Raw genomic sequence first — 14,447 nt, forward strand, 5'->3', positions numbered from 1 at the left:
TGGTTAGTAGTAAAAAAATTAAGCTGGCAAAGTCTGCCAAAATTCATATTCAATCAGCCCACGCCACAGCCCATCATCGTGGTGGTAAGTCGTTCCGCCATAGATGGACGGAGTAATACTATCCAATCGTTTGACCACATCAGCAGATAAGCTGATGGTATCATCATAATTTTTGGTATAAACATCAATCTGTACACGCACCCACTCATGACCTGTGATGCCATCTAGGGTATTGTCTGGCAGGTTTGAGATGATACTGTACACAAGATAGGGTGGGGGCGATTTTTCAGTTTCGGGGACAAAGAGCGGATAGCACCGCCCACCCACCAAATCAGATAAAAGGCTGTAAATGCGTTCACTGGCGGTCATGACTTAATGCTCCCATCTTAAAGGCTGATTGACAAAATATAACCTAAAACTTATAATAAATAAAAAACAACGAGATCGCCCATGTGGAATGTTATCTATAGCCCCAATTTTAGTAGTTGGCTACAAAGCCTTGATGACGACGAGCAAGACAGTGTCTATCATGGCATTGACTTGCTAGAGCAATTAGGTCCGCACTTAGGCAGACCTAATGCCGACACCATCAAAGGTAGCCAGCTTAGTAATCTAAAAGAGCTACGCATTCAGCATGATGGCAAGCCATACCGTGCTTTTTATGTCTTTGACCCCATCCGTCAAGCCGTCATGCTGTGCGGTGGCGATAAGACAGGCGATAAGCGTTTTTATAAAAAGATGATACCGCTTGCCGAGTCCATCTATGCTGACTATTTACAGGAGAATGACCTATGAAAAAGTACACCACACACCGTGAGATGATGGCAAGCCTTGACCCTGCTCGCCGTGCCCGTATCGAAGAGCGTACCAAAAACGCCTTGATTGCTATTCGCCTAGCCGAGCTTCGTAAAGACGCCAACCTGTCTCAAAAAGAGCTGGCGGATAAAATCGGTGTCTCACAATCTGCCATCTCGCAGCTAGAAAACAGCGACAATGTCATCCAACTTGACACGCTGACCAAATATGTCAATGCCCTAGGTGGCAAGCTGCATCTGTCGGTAGAGCTGCCAAGCGGGCAGGCGGTACAGTTGAGCTGAGTTTTTTGATTGGGAAATAAAAAACCGCCCATCGTCAGATAAGCGGTTACATAGTTTTGGATTATGGGAAAATGATAGCGAGAACTATCCTATTTTGTCAAGGGTCAGTTGATTAGCCTTATAGCCCCAAAATTCGTGCTTTTTGAGCAACAAATTCATCATCGGTCAAAATACCTTTTTCTTTTAGTATTGCCAAGCATTCCAACTGCACAATAATTTCATCATCTTTTGCCGAGGCTTGCCTTGTTTCTTGCGGTGTCTCGCTCGGTTTTTCTTGTTTGGCGTCACCTGAAATTTTGGAGCGTACATATTCGGCAAAAATACGCACAAAATTTTTGTCCACATTGCCAATCTCTGCACGGTTGCCCGATGCAAAAATTGTCAATTTACCAAGCAGTATCCCAGTTTCGTATTGGATAGATGAAATGCTTTTAAGTGGAAAATCCTCCACTTTTAAGCTAATCAAGCCTTTATGAACAAAAATTAGACGAGAATTGGTACAAACTAGAATTCCATTACCGTTTTTGTAAAGCCCTTGTATTGCCATTTCGGGCAATTCGTTTTCCCAAAGGATATTTGGTAATTCTTTAATTTCTTTTTTGCCTAAAAATTAATACCCAAATCTTTGTTCTCTAAGGCTTTCTCAACTTCTTCTAGTGATGGCATTTTAAATACTCCTACAAAAAAAGTAACCATCATCATACACAATCAGCAACAAAATAGCAATGATTAGCCCATAATTTTATCAATCCGCTCCCCCAATTTCTGGGCAAAGCGGCTTTCGGCATTACTTACATTGCCATCAAAAGCAGGGCGAATAAAGGGGATTGGCGGTCGCCCCCTTGCTCCATACTCTTCATGAAAGATGTAATAATAAGCATTTTGGCGGCTTTTGCGGCTGCCTTGAATTGCAACATAGATGGCGATTGCCGCACCGTCAATATTGGCAGAGTCGCCCTTTGTTAGTCTGCGACGCTTGATATTGGTTTTGATTACACCCGTTAAAAAAGGGGCGTTGTTCTTAGCCTGTTGCCACATCGGTGTACTGGCGAACATCAAGGACGAATACAGCACACCGCCTGCGTCTTTGTTGCCGATTTCGTCTCGTAAGCGGTGTAGTTTGGCGTTCAGCTCGCTAAGTCCTTCAATTTTCATTGCTGACTGCCTTTAACATTAAGGTCAAATATTCCTTGCCACTCCCATTATCCGCCATCGGCTCGCCCACGATTTCATACATTCGCCCACCATATTGCACTCGCATTGTGCCATCAATATCATTACGATAACGGATTTTTGCCCGTGCCGTGATTTGGCTGTCTTGGGTTTGTCCTGCAATAATATCTTTGACCGATAAGGGCGTAAACTGCCCCCAAAGCGTCAAAATATGTAGCCAATGCCCTGTTTGTACCGCTCCTGTGGCGGTGCGTTTGGTAACGGGCTGGTAGAGTTTTAGGCGGTGGCGAAGTGGCGTGGCTTTCATGACTGTCTCTTAGTTTCTAAAAAGTGGGGGTGCGATAAGGGCTTAGTAATTGACGAACGGGGGCGGGTAAAAAGTTGCCAAATTCTGCCCCATTCTCGCTGTTTCTATTGTCATCAAGATAGCCTACCATGAGTAAGGTGGCGGTTTTTAGGCTTGGTAACATCTCATCGTTAATCTCGTCTGTGATGTAGTTTTTAACGGCATTTTCAGCAGTTTGCAGATAAATTGCCAAGATTGTGTCGTTACTGTCATCGTCATAACGCAGATGGTGTTTGACTTCATCAAGCGTGGCAAACTCTGTCATTTTTTATCCCCTTTATCCAAAACTGCTCGTATTCTAAGGCGTGGCTTGACCGTCTTTTGTGGTTCAGTTTTTGGTGCATTGCCAAAAGGATTGTCGCTGTTATCTCGTTTTGCCAACGCTGATAGGCTATAATTTTGCTGCTGCATCAGCGGAGACTCGCCACCGACCACAGGCGGTAGTCCAAGCATGGCACGGGCTTCATTGGGGCTAAAAATACCGCTTAGTGTGCCTTCTTTTAAGTACATAATTTGGCTGGTGCTATCCATACGGATAAGGGGGGATAAATCCGCCTCACATTCCACGCCTTCTTCAAGGTCAAGATGCTCATCAAGCAGGTTCTCAATCGCCTCGATGTAGTGTTGCAAACAGTCCGAATAATAAATCTCGTTCAAATCGGAAACTTTTTGACCTGCCTTTGCCTCACCCATACCGACTTTAAACGCTGGCACATGAAACACCGAGCAGACCGTTTCACTACTCATTTTTAGCTGTTCGATGGCTTGGGTGTCTGACGCACTCATGGCAATCGGCTCATATTTTGCCCCAGAGCCAAGCACGGCAATGCCACCACGATTGACACCGCTATAATTAGCTTGCCAATTTGCTTTGACTTCATCGGCTTTGCTTTGACTGATGTCGGTGGGGACGGATAAAATCCCAGATGGGCGAGAATTGTTACCAAACAGCGTGCGAGATTGGTTTTGGATTGACAGTCCAAGCCCCACGCTCAAATGACACGCCGTCAATGGCGAAAGACCCACAAGTGGGTGGTAAAAACAGTTAAAGCGGTCGTGAATGATTTCGCTCGCTGGCACGGTGGTTTCGGTCAGTCCAAAAAGTTTATCCGTGCTAATCTGATAAAAAACTTCGCCATCGTTGGACACAAGCACCTTAACACGGTCAGGATTTAGCACCCATAGCTGATAGACATCGCTGAAAATGTCTCGTTGTTTCAAGATATACGCATTGCCACGCAGTAATTTACTGCTTACCCAATTTTCAATAAACTGTTGCCAAGTTTGGTGCTTGTTCGGACGGTGCAGGATTGCTTGGCTACGAGATTTGGCAGGCAAAAGCACGCCATCTTGTACCGACTTTGTGCGAATGCGGAGCTTGCCAATGTCGGTGCTAATCAAGCTCACACAGGCAAAAACAGCGTGAAAATGTGTCAAATCCGTGCGTTTGAGTTCGTCATTTTTTTGCCACGCCCCCATATAAGGTTCGCCCACAATGGGTAGCCAACCATTACCGCCATTTGAAATTGGGGTCAGCGATTTTTTCTTGAATAAATCAAACAGTTTCATGCAAACCTGCCATCAGCTTAATTCCAATTCTGCCGTTTTGTTAGTTTTTGCTTTGGACGGCTTAGGCTTTTTGTCCGCCACCGCTTCGGCAATGCCAAGCGTAATCAACACCTTTGCTTGGTCATCTGGCACTTCATGAATTTCGCCCATCGCTCCAAGCGGTGCGTCTTTTAGGTATTTGATTTGCATTTTTAACCCCTTAATTAGCTATTTTTGTTGTGAATAAGCTCTTTATCCACAACAAAAACAGCCCATTTTTGGACTGTTTTTTAAGTTTGGTTTAGGACTTAGTCTGTGTATTTGATGAAGCCGACCGCCTTGGCATGGCGTTTTTTCCAGCGGATAAAGCGTTCGGCACGGATTGCCGTTAGGTTGTTTTGGAACAGATTGACCAGATTTGGCGTGCGTTCATCACCTAAGTTGATGGTTGCTTCGTTCGACACCGAGAAATCCACACCGCCATCGTCGGCAAGCAGGATTTGGCTTGGGACAATCAGTACGATTTTATCGCCTAAGCTGCCAGAAGTATGCACAGGCAAGCCCTTAAATGAACGATTGCCCGTCAAGCTCATGCCTTCAAAATAGGTGCGACCAAGTGCATCACGCATACCGCTAATTTGCATCGCACGAGTTTCGCTCATGCCCCATACCGCCCCTTCTAGGCTAATGCCAGCGTCCACCAGCTCCTTGATAAGTGCATTGGTATCCGCATCAATCTTGTCAGCGGTCGCCCCTGTGGCGTTGATAGCCACCACACCGTTTAGCACCGATGCTGGTGATTCTGCGGCTTCTGCCTTGTCAGGGTCAAAAAATTGCTCATCAATGAACTGGGCAACAGTTGCCACCAAGTCATCACGCACCATCTGGTCAGCTTTTGGATTACTAAAACGAATCAGCTCATCAGACAGCAGTACAATGCCTGCGATTTTGGCGTGTCCTAGCGTCATTGAGCCAAATTGTGGGTTGCCAACTGGCTTCATTTTGCCTTCGCCCACCCAGCCAACCGAGCCACTGGCGGTCTGCATGGGGATTTTCACATTAAATGGCACTTGTCGCATTTGAGCGGCGATTTTATCCACCACGGTTTTTTGACGCACAAGGTCAATAAATTCGCCTGTCAAATTGGTATAATCAATGAGTTCTTTGCCAAAATTGGCATCGGTGGTCGTACCAGCCACCGCCTTTTGTGTCGCAGCATTGATGACGTTTTCTGGGGCGTTCCAGCCTTGCAGCACTTCACGGGTGGTAATGCCGCCTTTGGATTTGGTGGCAATGGCAGAGGCTTTGACCAGTAGGGCAAATCCTGTGCCTTTGGGCAGGTTGGATTCTACTTGCACGCTTTTGGTCTCTTTGGGGATAGTTTCGCCTTCGGCACTTGCTTTGGCTTGTTCTGGGTTTTCGCCACCAATTTCGGTAGGATTTGGGGCGGTTTCTACTGATTTAATGAGCTTTTGTAAGCGTTCAGCATTTTTTTCAAGGCGTGCGATGTCGTCTTCTAACGCCTTAATTTGGGTCTCTTCATCATCATTGGGTGTGCGACCGCTTTTGACAGCTTTTGTCAAAATCTCGCCCATTTCTTTGCGTTTGGCTTCAATGGTGGCTTTGATTTGAGCCAGTTGTTGTGCATAAGTCATAATAACGATACTCCGCTTTTATTAGGTAAAATTAAAGCAACCGAGCCATCTGACTGGTTGCTTTTTTGAGTTTGGGTGGGTGGTGGCTGGATTGGGTTAATCGGTGGATTTGGGGTTGGTTGCAGCGGCAGATTAAATGCGTCTTTGATTTGCTTGACGCTAGTAATAACCGCATCGGCATTAGCTGGGACGGTTACGACCGACAGCTCATACCATTCCCATTCCTTGATGTGTAAGCCCCACGAGCTTTCCAAATAATTGTATTCTTTGATTTTAAAGCCAACGGATAGGCATTTGACAAGCCCGCTTTTGATAGATTGCCACGCCTCATCGATACGGTCTTTTAATTTACCATCATCAGCGATTTTGGCAATCTTGGCGACAATCTCAATACCTTTGTCTGTTACCGTTGCCGAAATCACTTCGCCAATCGGTTGATTATGATTGTGCTGCCACAGTAGCGGAATGGGTAGGGCAAATTTTGCCCCCAACGGCTCTAAAATGTCATCGTCCCTATCGGTACTGGGTGTGGTGGCAATGCCTGTAATAAGGCGTTCATCGTCCGTGTCGGTTACGGATTTGATTTGTAGGGTTGAGTAGGCTTTGGTCATAATTTTTTCCAATAAAAAACCGCCCTATGTAGGCGGTTGGTTTTTGGTCTTTTTGGTTATTTTTGCTTTCGTTTGGTATGGTAAGTTGTCCGCAGTCCATCAATATGCTCAAACAAATCATCAGAAATCGGCTGGTGCATCGCATCTAGGATAAAGTCCACACCTTCACGCCGTGCCAGTTTGGCGGCAGGGACAAAATCGGCATCACCTGCAATCAGTACAATGCGATTGGCTTGCATTTTTAGGGCAACAGTCGCAATATCCACACCAATCCGCATATCTACGCCTTTTTGCATAATGTCAATGGTAAAATCATCATCCGTTAAATCACCCCATGCTTTCTTGTCTTTTAGGAGTTCGGATAGTACACGGGGTTTTAGTCGCCAGCCATTGCTATAATCAGATAATCTACCCAATCTCAGAGCAAATTTACGCTTTTGAATCAGCTCTTTATGCAGTTCTCTGCGAAACACCGCTTCGTCTGATTTTGATAAATCCAGGGCTGTACGAGTCTTGGGGCGGTGCATTTTCTTTTCAAGAGGAGGGCAATCATAAAAGAAAACACGGTACAAATCGTCTGTTTGTGTGCTTTGATTGCGTAGTTTTAGATGTTCTAATGCCATACCCATTGCGACATCTGCCATCTTTTTGGCATTATAATGGTCGGTCTCTGGCAAATAATGGCGTAAGCGTTTGACAAAAAATGCTCCATCAATAAAAACAGCAGTTGTCATACAATTTCCTTTAATTAACAAAAAAGCCCAAAGGATCGGCTCTTTGAATATGTACATCAAAGGCGTACTGCTAGGGGCTAGATGTGTGTAATTATATTTACAACAACACCTTTTGTCAAGCCAATATCAAAAATAAATCCCCAGATCATCAGCCGACTTTGGCGGAGCGGGGTTTTGGCTCATCAAGGCAACAGCGTTTAGCATTGCAATGACGGGGTCAATCTTGCCATTGCCACTTTCTGATTTGCTCATCATCACGCCAGAACCTGACAGCTTGACCCTTGCATTGCCCACGCACCACGCCATTAACGGCTGGCTTGCGTGGGTTAGGTCACCGCTTGCGATTTTGCGTTCGCACACTTTTTGGTATCCGCCAAGGCGGTAGCCTTGCGACACACCTGTGATTTTACCTTCTTTGGGAATGCCAATGCTTTCAAGGGCGATGACAATATCGTCCGCCCCAGCAGGGTCAAGTCCAATGCGGTCAAGTTTACCGCTGTCATAGATACGCTTGGCAATATCGGCAAACTCCGCCACATCATCGCCCACATTTTCCACGATGACAAGGTCGCCATCTTTTTCAAAATCACGATAACGAGGCTCGTCTTGTTTGCGTCGCTCTAAGGCAATCGGGTGGCACCACGCTTTGACCCAGACCCACCATTGCTTAACCTCGTGGCGGATATTATTGTCATCTGTGTAGATGTATTTTGGCGTAGGCAATCGCCCCACGACAGCACAGCCCAAAAGGTCATCAAGACCGCCACCATCTCCGCCCATTGTGATGACCTCACTTTTTTCAATCAGCTCATCAAGCGTAAACGCTCGTCCTGCCTTTTCCCAAAACTCTGCTCCTGCCCAGCGATTTGCTCGTAGGCTAATGCCAATGGGAATGTTGAGATGCTTGGCTAGGGCGGTTTGTAGCGTGTTTTTGTCGTGCGATTCTTTTGCTTTTCGCAAAATATCGGCAAGCTCATCAACGCCAACGCTCGCCCCAAGATTGGGGTTGGTAATGTACCAATTTTCAGGCTTGATATACTCGCCAGACTCGATGTAGCTTTGGGGAAACTCGAACAGTACAGGCAAAAATCTTGGGTCGTCAATCTTGCCATCTCGCACCGCTCGGGCGTAGTCCAGTTTTTCTTTAAACACCCCTGCGGGTGGCTCATCTGACATGGTGGTTAGCCAAATCACAAAGCCCTCATGAATGAAAGTTCCCAATTTTTTGACTTTGTATATCGGTTTTATTATTTGCTTTACTTGTGGTATATGGGGTTGGCAAGCAACAAATGGGTGGATTAGTTACTTCTTGATGGGCAACGCCATAGCTCTGTTTGCGATTCATTTAATCATGGCGATTTATTATATTGGAGCGAATAAATGAAACCACTTACCCCCAAAATCTCCACCCAAGACTATCTATTTTTGCAGTTTGGGAAATTGGTGGTAGAACTTCGTGAAGTATGCCAAATTTATTATCCGCATTTAAGTCATACTGCGATGAACCGCACGGCAAGCGAACAAGGCTTTGCTTTTCCTTGCTTTCGCCTTGCCGATAGCCAAAAATCGCCGTATTTTGTCCATTTGTCCGACTTGGCGACCGCCCTTGACAAAGCAAAGAATGCGGTCAAGTCTAACCATTCAAAACTTCACGCATAACCTCATCAAAAGTGGGCGTGTTTGCCCGCTTATGTACCGACACATACTTTTGTAAACTCCCCCAACTTCTGTGCAGACTGACCGACTGGATTTGGGGGATTGTCATTCCAGTTTCGGCAAGTCGTGTACAGGCTTCGTGCCGTAAGTCGTGAAAATGCAAATCATCAATGCCAAGTAAATGACAGGCTTCTGTGAATAATTTACTTATTATCTTATGGCTTTCTGCCACCAAATAAGTGTCATTGGCGGTATGCTGTTTTAAAAGCTCAATGATTTGCCTTGCTTCTGGCAATACTGTAAATTTTTGATGGTTGCCAGCACTTCCTTTGGGGTTTTTGACATCTCGCACCACAAACACATCGCCCAAATCGTCCGCCAGTTCTAGGCGGGTAATTTCGGCTTGCCGTCTGCCCGACAATAAGGCAAACCACATAATCAGGTGCATTGCCACACCGCCATTTTGCCATTTTTGATCAAAATGGGCAGTTAATTTAATCAACTCATCACTCGTTGGCAAGCGGTCTCGTTTATTGCTTGGTGCGACATTGCGAGTCTTTTTAAGCTGTTTTAAAGCTCGTTTTAGGGCGTTCATATCCAATTCCACCCCCCCACATAATTTCTGCGTGGTCTAGCACGCCAAAAAGGTAAGTAAATTCCGCCCCAAGCGTGGCAGGGGTGGTGGGGTCAAGGGCAAGCGACTTTACGCCAGTTTTACGCAGATTGGCGTGGTCGGTGATGTCAAGGGGACTAATGGCGGTCAAAGGCAACTTGCTAATGGGAAATTTTTGCAAAAGCCTTAGGGCGTGCATTTTTGAGCGCCCAAAGCCTGCCCCAAGCTCGCTAATATAACGGTCAATTGCATCGCTAACCGTCAAATCATCGCTGATGCCTTTTGCCCCAAACAAGAGTTTTGGATTGTCTTTTAATTCTTGTTCTCGCTTGGCTATCCACGCCTGAGCGAGTTTTTTTGTGCCAAAATTGGCAGATTCTCGGTAGGGCGGAAAACCTTGCTTACCGATACGAATTTCGGCATAATAACGACTGATACCGTCTTTATTTTTGCGTGTGCGAATGCTACCCATTTTGATGACCTTTGATGATAATTTTACGCAAATTTTCCGTAAAAACTACAAAAATAATCAAAAACCCGCTAAAATCATCCAAAGTAATTTAAAATCGAAACCTTATAAAAGGCTTATATATCAATGCTTTCCCTACAAAATCATTTAAAATCAAATACTAAAAGAATATCGGTTGCTCCGATGATTGACTGGACAAGCAGTCATTATCGTACCTTTGCACGGCTGTTTAATCCTAACATTTATCTTTATACCGAGATGATTAGCACGGGGGCGATTTTAAAGGGAGATACCGCTCATCATTTGCGTTTTTTTGATAATGAACCGCCTCTTGTGCTACAACTTGGCGGAAGTAATCCTACCGAGCTTGCTCAATGTGCCAAACTTGGGCAAGACTACGGTTATACTGAAATTAACCTAAATGTCGGTTGCCCCTCCGACCGTGTCCAGTTTAATAAAATTGGGGCGTGCTTGATGGCAGAAGCTTCCCTTGTGGCGGACTGTGTCAAGGCGATGAAAGATAATTGCGATTTGCCTGTTACCGTCAAGCACAGGATTGGCATTGATAATTTTGACAGTTATGAATTTATGCGTGATTTTGTGGGGACGGTGGCAGAGACTGGTTGTACGCATTTTATTGTTCACGCTAGGATTGCGATTTTAAACGGCTTATCGCCCAAAGAAAACCGTGAAATTCCGCCCCTGCGTTATGATGATGTTTATCGTTTAAAACAAGAATTTCCAGAGCTTTTTATAGAAATCAATGGTGGCATTAAAACCCTTGATGAAATCAAAACGCACCTAAATTTCGTAGACGGCGTGATGATTGGGCGAGAGTTTTATCACAATCCAATGCTGTTGGGGCAATGCAATGAACTTTGGGGTAGGCAAGCACCCACCCATCAAGAAATTTTTGATAAACTTTTGATTTTATTAGAAAATTTTGAAAAAACGGGCGTGCCATTGACACTTGTGATGAGGCACTATTTGGGGCTATTTCAAGGTTTGGCAGGCTCTCGCAAATGGCGACAGGCATTAAGTGGGCAAAAATCTTTAAGCCTATCACAAATTGAGCAAGCAGGGCGAGCGGTACTTGCTCAAAATGCAGGCTGATGCTTTTTGTATTGTCTGATTAAGTATATGTCCACAGCACCCATGCCAGCACCCAAGTGTTATTGATGGCGTGCAAAATGATGGGCAAAATGAGTGAATTGGCATAATGGCGAGCTGCACCAAATACCCATGATAACATCAGCACCAACCCCATTTCGATGGGCTGGTATTGCAGATGAATGATGGCAAACAAAAAGCCGTTGAAGAGTATCATCAACCAAGGGCGATATCCCAACAGGCGTTCGCCGATTTGCCATAACAATCCACGAAAAATCAGCTCCTCATAAATGGGTACAGCCACGCCAACCGCCAGCCATAAAAGCCAGCTTGGCGTATTAAATAAAAATGGCAATATAAAATCGTGCGATGTCAAAGAAAAATACTGCCCAATCATCTGGCTAATGACCCCAACCATCAGCAGTAGTGCCAAAAATACCATCAAAAGTTTTGGCGAAAATTTTTGTAATGCCAAATATTGTTTGGTGTTACGACCTGTTTGATTAAGCCAGAACAAAGTGAGTGCCAGCAGACTACCTGCCGTACCCATCAGCGTTAGGCACAGCAGTACGCCACCACTAAATAAGCCTTGGGTAAGATGTTGTAATCCGATTGCCCAAATACTCTGCACAAACAACATGAATATGGGTAGCATGATGAGTGCAACATAGTATTTGGCACGCATTGATGATGTCGTCATGGTGTTATCTGACTGGCGATGGCTTGTAAAATCTGTGTGGCACAGGCATCAGGATATTCTAAGGGAAACAGATGTGAACCTGCCACAGTTTGAATATGTAGCCCATCTTTGGTCAGTGTGCGATATGAACCCATCTGACTAAAATGACTGTCTGCACCAACAATCATCTGCACAGGGCGAGCGGGACGAATGGATTTTAGCCAGTATAATGATGGAATGGTGCGAAAAATGGCCACTTCTGTCATTTTTGGTATGGTTAAAGTTGCCGTGCCGTCTGCTTGTGTTGTCAAACCGTATTTAATATAATTGGCAAAACATCGTTCATCAAATTTGGCGAATAATGGTTTTGATTTAAGGGCTTGATAAGCAATCTCTTTGCTGGCAAAATGCTCTTTGCGGTATTTGGATTTTTTGGCAGGCGAAAGTTTATCAATCAGATGGTGTGGTTTATCCAGCCAGCGAGCCATTGGTTTGTCCAGCCACTTGGCAAGCTCATAAATCAAGCTGTTTTTATCGGTTAAGATTGAAGGGTCGAGTAGCACTGCCTGACTAATGGGCTTGGGATTGGCAATCAAAGACTGCAAAGAAGTTACCGCACCAACCGAATGACCAACCACAACCACTGTTGGTACTTGATGTTTATCGCAAGCGTCCAAAATGCCATCTGCAACCTGACGAGTCAAACTTTGCCAATGATTATCCACAGGATAATTGGGGTGCGTACCCAGATAAGAGAGTGTCTCGATGGTAAAATGATGAGCAAGCGTATCTAAGATTGGCTGATAACATTCATTGACAAAGCCATTGGCATGAGCAAAATGCAGCACAGGTTTGCCTGTCATGGCGGATTTTGGCAACTTGGCAAAAACTTGGTAATGATTCATAATAAGCACCTATTAAGTAGTGTTTTAGCATAACCAATTTTGGTGATTTTTACCAGCGGTATTGTCAGATGCTTGCATCGGTTTTATTCAAATAATGTGCGAAATTTGTACGAAGTTTTACGCTTGGTAACACAATAACAACAAAGGATTGTGCTATAATTTGGTGATGAATTTGACTGTTTAGTCGTTGATTTATAAGGAAAATTTTTATGAGTTATTTTGGTACTGATGGCATTCGTGGGCAGTTTGGCACTTTTCCTATTACTCCTGATTTTTTATTGCGTCTTGGTTTTGGTGCAGGGCGTGTTTTGGTGGCAAACAACACTCACAAAAAACGCCCAAGCGTCTTGATTGGTAAGGACACTCGTCTATCAGGCTATGTGATTGAGGCGGCATTGCAAGCAGGGTTTAATGCTGCTGGTGTTGATGTGTATATGCTTGGACCATTGCCAACACCTGCGATTGCTCATTTGGTTAAGAGCTTTCATGCGGACATGGGCGTGGTTATCTCAGCATCGCATAATCCTTATCAGGATAATGGCGTGAAGTTTTTCTCACACGAAGGCAAAAAAATCTCCGATGAGCTACAAGACGCCATCAATGTTGAGCTAGATGCATTGGTGGGCGATACCGATGCCAGACTGTCCCGATTGCAAGGCATTAAGGCTGATTCTATTGGTAAAAATCATCGTGTTGCCGATGCCAAAGGTCGTTACATTGAATATTGCAAAGGCAGTTTCCCATACCATTATGATTTATCCGACCTAAAAATCGTGGTTGATTGTGCCAACGGTGCAGGATATAGCGTTGCTCCACGAGTGCTAAGAGAGCTGGGTGCAGAAGTCATTGCCATTCACAATACCCCAGATGGCATCAACATCAATGATAACTGTGGCTCAACACACCCAGAAGTCTTACAAGCTGCCGTCAAAGAACATGGTGCAACGGTGGGTCTTGCCCTAGATGGCGATGGCGACCGCATCATCATGTGCGATGAGTATGGCAATATTGTCGATGGCGATGGTATTTTGTATGTGCTTGCCAAACATCTACGACCTGCTGGCGTGGTAGGGACTTTGATGAGTAATGTGGCATTGGAGCTGGCATTGGCAGAGCAGGGCATTGGTTTTCATCGTGCCAAAGTGGGCGACCGCTATGTGATGCAAGACCTTGAAGCACATGGCTGGACGATTGGTGGTGAACCGTCAGGGCATATTTTGTGCCTAGATAAGAGTCGCACAGGCGATGCAATTGTGGCGGCATTACAGGTATTGTCTTGCATGGCAGAAACTGGCAAAAAACTTAGCGAGCTGACCGCAGGCTATACACCATTTCCACAGACGCTCATCAATGTGCGTCTTGGTCAGATGAGCGACCCTTATGCCAATGATGAGCTGACTGCCTTGTTTGATAAAGCTGAACAAGAGTTGTCTGGTCAGGGTAGATTGCTGATTCGCAAATCAGGTACAGAGCCTGTCATTCGTGTGATGATTGAGCATCAAGATGCCGATACTGCCAAGCGTATCGCCAGCGAACTTGCCTCTCATATTGAGCGAGTATTGGGCTAAGTCCAGTTAGTCCGACCCGACAAAAAATCCAGATGAATGCTAAGGCAACGCTGGATTTTTTTGTGCTAAGTACATCATTGAGCGAGGAATCATTGCTGGCAAATGGTTTGGTCATCATGATGGCATTGGATTGATTTTGCTGGATAATTCGCCCATCTTATCTACCCCAAGATGAGCTGATAAACAGTAAGAAAAGCGGTTTGATTGCCATCATTGGTCATGTTTGCTGACACTGTGCTTTTTTAATCCATTGCTAAAAATTCATCATATTTTGCTTGATTTT

Annotated in this window: 20 protein-coding genes; 5 read left to right on the forward strand and 15 right to left on the reverse strand. The window is 45.0% G+C overall.

What is annotated here, in order from left to right; translation table 11 throughout:
• Positions 1-18 precede the first annotated feature (18 nt).
• The gene (gene gp17 / locus LU297_RS08205; protein ID WP_263076041.1) at positions 19-369 is read right to left on the reverse strand and encodes a DUF3168 domain-containing protein; all 351 of its coding nucleotides are present in this window, start codon (positions 367-369) and stop codon (positions 19-21) included.
• 81 nt (positions 370-450) lie between these two features.
• On the opposite strand from gp17, the gene LU297_RS08210 reads away from it, so the two are divergent.
• Together LU297_RS08210 and LU297_RS08215 are read left to right on the forward strand one after the other, a co-directional pair.
• Positions 451-795, forward strand: coding sequence for a type II toxin-antitoxin system RelE/ParE family toxin (locus LU297_RS08210; protein WP_263076042.1), 345 nt, complete (start codon positions 451-453; stop codon positions 793-795).
• A complete protein-coding gene (locus tag LU297_RS08215) occupies positions 792-1,097 on the forward strand; it encodes a helix-turn-helix domain-containing protein (RefSeq protein ID WP_263076043.1) in 306 nt (101 codons plus the stop codon). Before LU297_RS08210 ends, LU297_RS08215 begins: the two co-directional genes overlap by 4 nt.
• 118 nt (positions 1,098-1,215) lie before the next feature.
• Here LU297_RS08215 and LU297_RS08220 read toward each other — a convergent pair whose 3' ends face one another.
• The 10 genes from LU297_RS08220 to LU297_RS08265 form a co-directional block, all read right to left on the reverse strand.
• Positions 1,216-1,653 carry a PH domain-containing protein gene (locus LU297_RS08220; RefSeq protein ID WP_349773715.1) on the reverse strand — a complete coding sequence of 146 codons (438 nt, stop codon included), beginning with the start codon at positions 1,651-1,653 and terminating at the stop codon, positions 1,216-1,218.
• Positions 1,654-1,826: 173 nt separating this feature from the next.
• Positions 1,827-2,252, reverse strand: coding sequence for an HK97-gp10 family putative phage morphogenesis protein (locus LU297_RS08225; protein WP_263076044.1), 426 nt, complete (start codon positions 2,250-2,252; stop codon positions 1,827-1,829).
• Positions 2,242-2,577 (reverse strand): phage head closure protein, encoded by a 336-nt coding sequence (locus tag LU297_RS08230; protein ID WP_263076045.1) that lies wholly within the window; start codon positions 2,575-2,577, stop codon positions 2,242-2,244. Before LU297_RS08230 ends, LU297_RS08225 begins: the two co-directional genes overlap by 11 nt.
• Before the next feature lie 16 nt (positions 2,578-2,593).
• A complete protein-coding gene (locus tag LU297_RS08235) occupies positions 2,594-2,881 on the reverse strand; it encodes a head-tail connector protein (RefSeq protein WP_263076046.1) in 288 nt (95 codons plus the stop codon).
• On the reverse strand, positions 2,878-4,185 hold the full coding sequence (locus LU297_RS08240) for a phage portal protein (protein WP_263076047.1): 1,308 nt from the start codon (positions 4,183-4,185) through the stop codon (positions 2,878-2,880). Before LU297_RS08240 ends, LU297_RS08235 begins: the two co-directional genes overlap by 4 nt.
• A 12-nt stretch (positions 4,186-4,197) precedes the next feature.
• Positions 4,198-4,374, reverse strand: coding sequence for a hypothetical protein (locus LU297_RS08245; protein ID WP_263076048.1), 177 nt, complete (start codon positions 4,372-4,374; stop codon positions 4,198-4,200).
• Between the two features lie 98 nt (positions 4,375-4,472).
• On the reverse strand, positions 4,473-5,819 hold the full coding sequence (locus tag LU297_RS08250; protein WP_263076049.1) for a phage major capsid protein: 1,347 nt from the start codon (positions 5,817-5,819) through the stop codon (positions 4,473-4,475).
• Positions 5,816-6,430: an HK97 family phage prohead protease gene (locus LU297_RS08255; protein WP_263076050.1), complete on the reverse strand. Its 615-nt coding sequence runs from the start codon at positions 6,428-6,430 to the stop codon at positions 5,816-5,818. Before LU297_RS08255 ends, LU297_RS08250 begins: the two co-directional genes overlap by 4 nt.
• Before the next feature lie 56 nt (positions 6,431-6,486).
• Positions 6,487-7,164 carry an NYN domain-containing protein gene (locus LU297_RS08260; protein ID WP_263076051.1) on the reverse strand — a complete coding sequence of 226 codons (678 nt, stop codon included), beginning with the start codon at positions 7,162-7,164 and terminating at the stop codon, positions 6,487-6,489.
• Between the two features lie 126 nt (positions 7,165-7,290).
• On the reverse strand, positions 7,291-8,358 hold the full coding sequence (locus LU297_RS08265; RefSeq protein ID WP_263076052.1) for a terminase TerL endonuclease subunit: 1,068 nt from the start codon (positions 8,356-8,358) through the stop codon (positions 7,291-7,293).
• A gap of 186 nt (positions 8,359-8,544) precedes the next feature.
• Between LU297_RS08265 and LU297_RS08270 the strand changes: the two genes are divergently transcribed.
• The gene (locus LU297_RS08270) at positions 8,545-8,823 is read left to right on the forward strand and encodes a pyocin activator PrtN family protein (RefSeq protein ID WP_263076053.1); all 279 of its coding nucleotides are present in this window, start codon (positions 8,545-8,547) and stop codon (positions 8,821-8,823) included.
• Here the strand turns inward: LU297_RS08270 and LU297_RS10080 are convergent.
• Together LU297_RS10080 and LU297_RS10085 are read right to left on the reverse strand one after the other, a co-directional pair.
• Complete coding sequence (locus tag LU297_RS10080; protein WP_349773716.1) at positions 8,798-9,415, reverse strand: tyrosine-type recombinase/integrase; 618 nt, start codon at positions 9,413-9,415, stop codon at positions 8,798-8,800. The genes LU297_RS08270 and LU297_RS10080 overlap by 26 nt on opposite strands.
• Complete coding sequence (locus tag LU297_RS10085) at positions 9,381-9,905, reverse strand: hypothetical protein (RefSeq protein WP_349773717.1); 525 nt, start codon at positions 9,903-9,905, stop codon at positions 9,381-9,383. The genes LU297_RS10080 and LU297_RS10085 overlap by 35 nt, the downstream gene beginning before the upstream one ends.
• Before the next feature lie 123 nt (positions 9,906-10,028).
• On the opposite strand from LU297_RS10085, the gene dusA reads away from it, so the two are divergent.
• On the forward strand, positions 10,029-11,015 hold the full coding sequence (gene dusA / locus LU297_RS08280) for a tRNA dihydrouridine(20/20a) synthase DusA (RefSeq protein ID WP_263076054.1): 987 nt from the start codon (positions 10,029-10,031) through the stop codon (positions 11,013-11,015).
• Between the two features lie 19 nt (positions 11,016-11,034).
• Here the strand turns inward: dusA and LU297_RS08285 are convergent, their stop codons facing one another.
• Together LU297_RS08285 and LU297_RS08290 are read right to left on the reverse strand one after the other, a co-directional pair.
• Positions 11,035-11,712 (reverse strand): CPBP family intramembrane glutamic endopeptidase, encoded by a 678-nt coding sequence (locus LU297_RS08285; protein WP_263076055.1) that lies wholly within the window; start codon positions 11,710-11,712, stop codon positions 11,035-11,037.
• Complete coding sequence (locus tag LU297_RS08290) at positions 11,709-12,596, reverse strand: alpha/beta hydrolase (protein ID WP_263076056.1); 888 nt, start codon at positions 12,594-12,596, stop codon at positions 11,709-11,711. Before LU297_RS08290 ends, LU297_RS08285 begins: the two co-directional genes overlap by 4 nt.
• A 209-nt stretch (positions 12,597-12,805) precedes the next feature.
• Here LU297_RS08290 and glmM point away from each other — a divergent pair, with 209 nt between their 5' ends.
• On the forward strand, positions 12,806-14,164 hold the full coding sequence (gene glmM / locus LU297_RS08295; RefSeq protein ID WP_263076057.1) for a phosphoglucosamine mutase: 1,359 nt from the start codon (positions 12,806-12,808) through the stop codon (positions 14,162-14,164).
• Positions 14,165-14,447: the final 283 nt, after the last annotated feature.

The organism is Moraxella nasicaprae (assembly GCF_025643275.1).
Lineage (GTDB): Bacteria > Pseudomonadota > Gammaproteobacteria > Pseudomonadales > Moraxellaceae > Moraxella > Moraxella nasicaprae.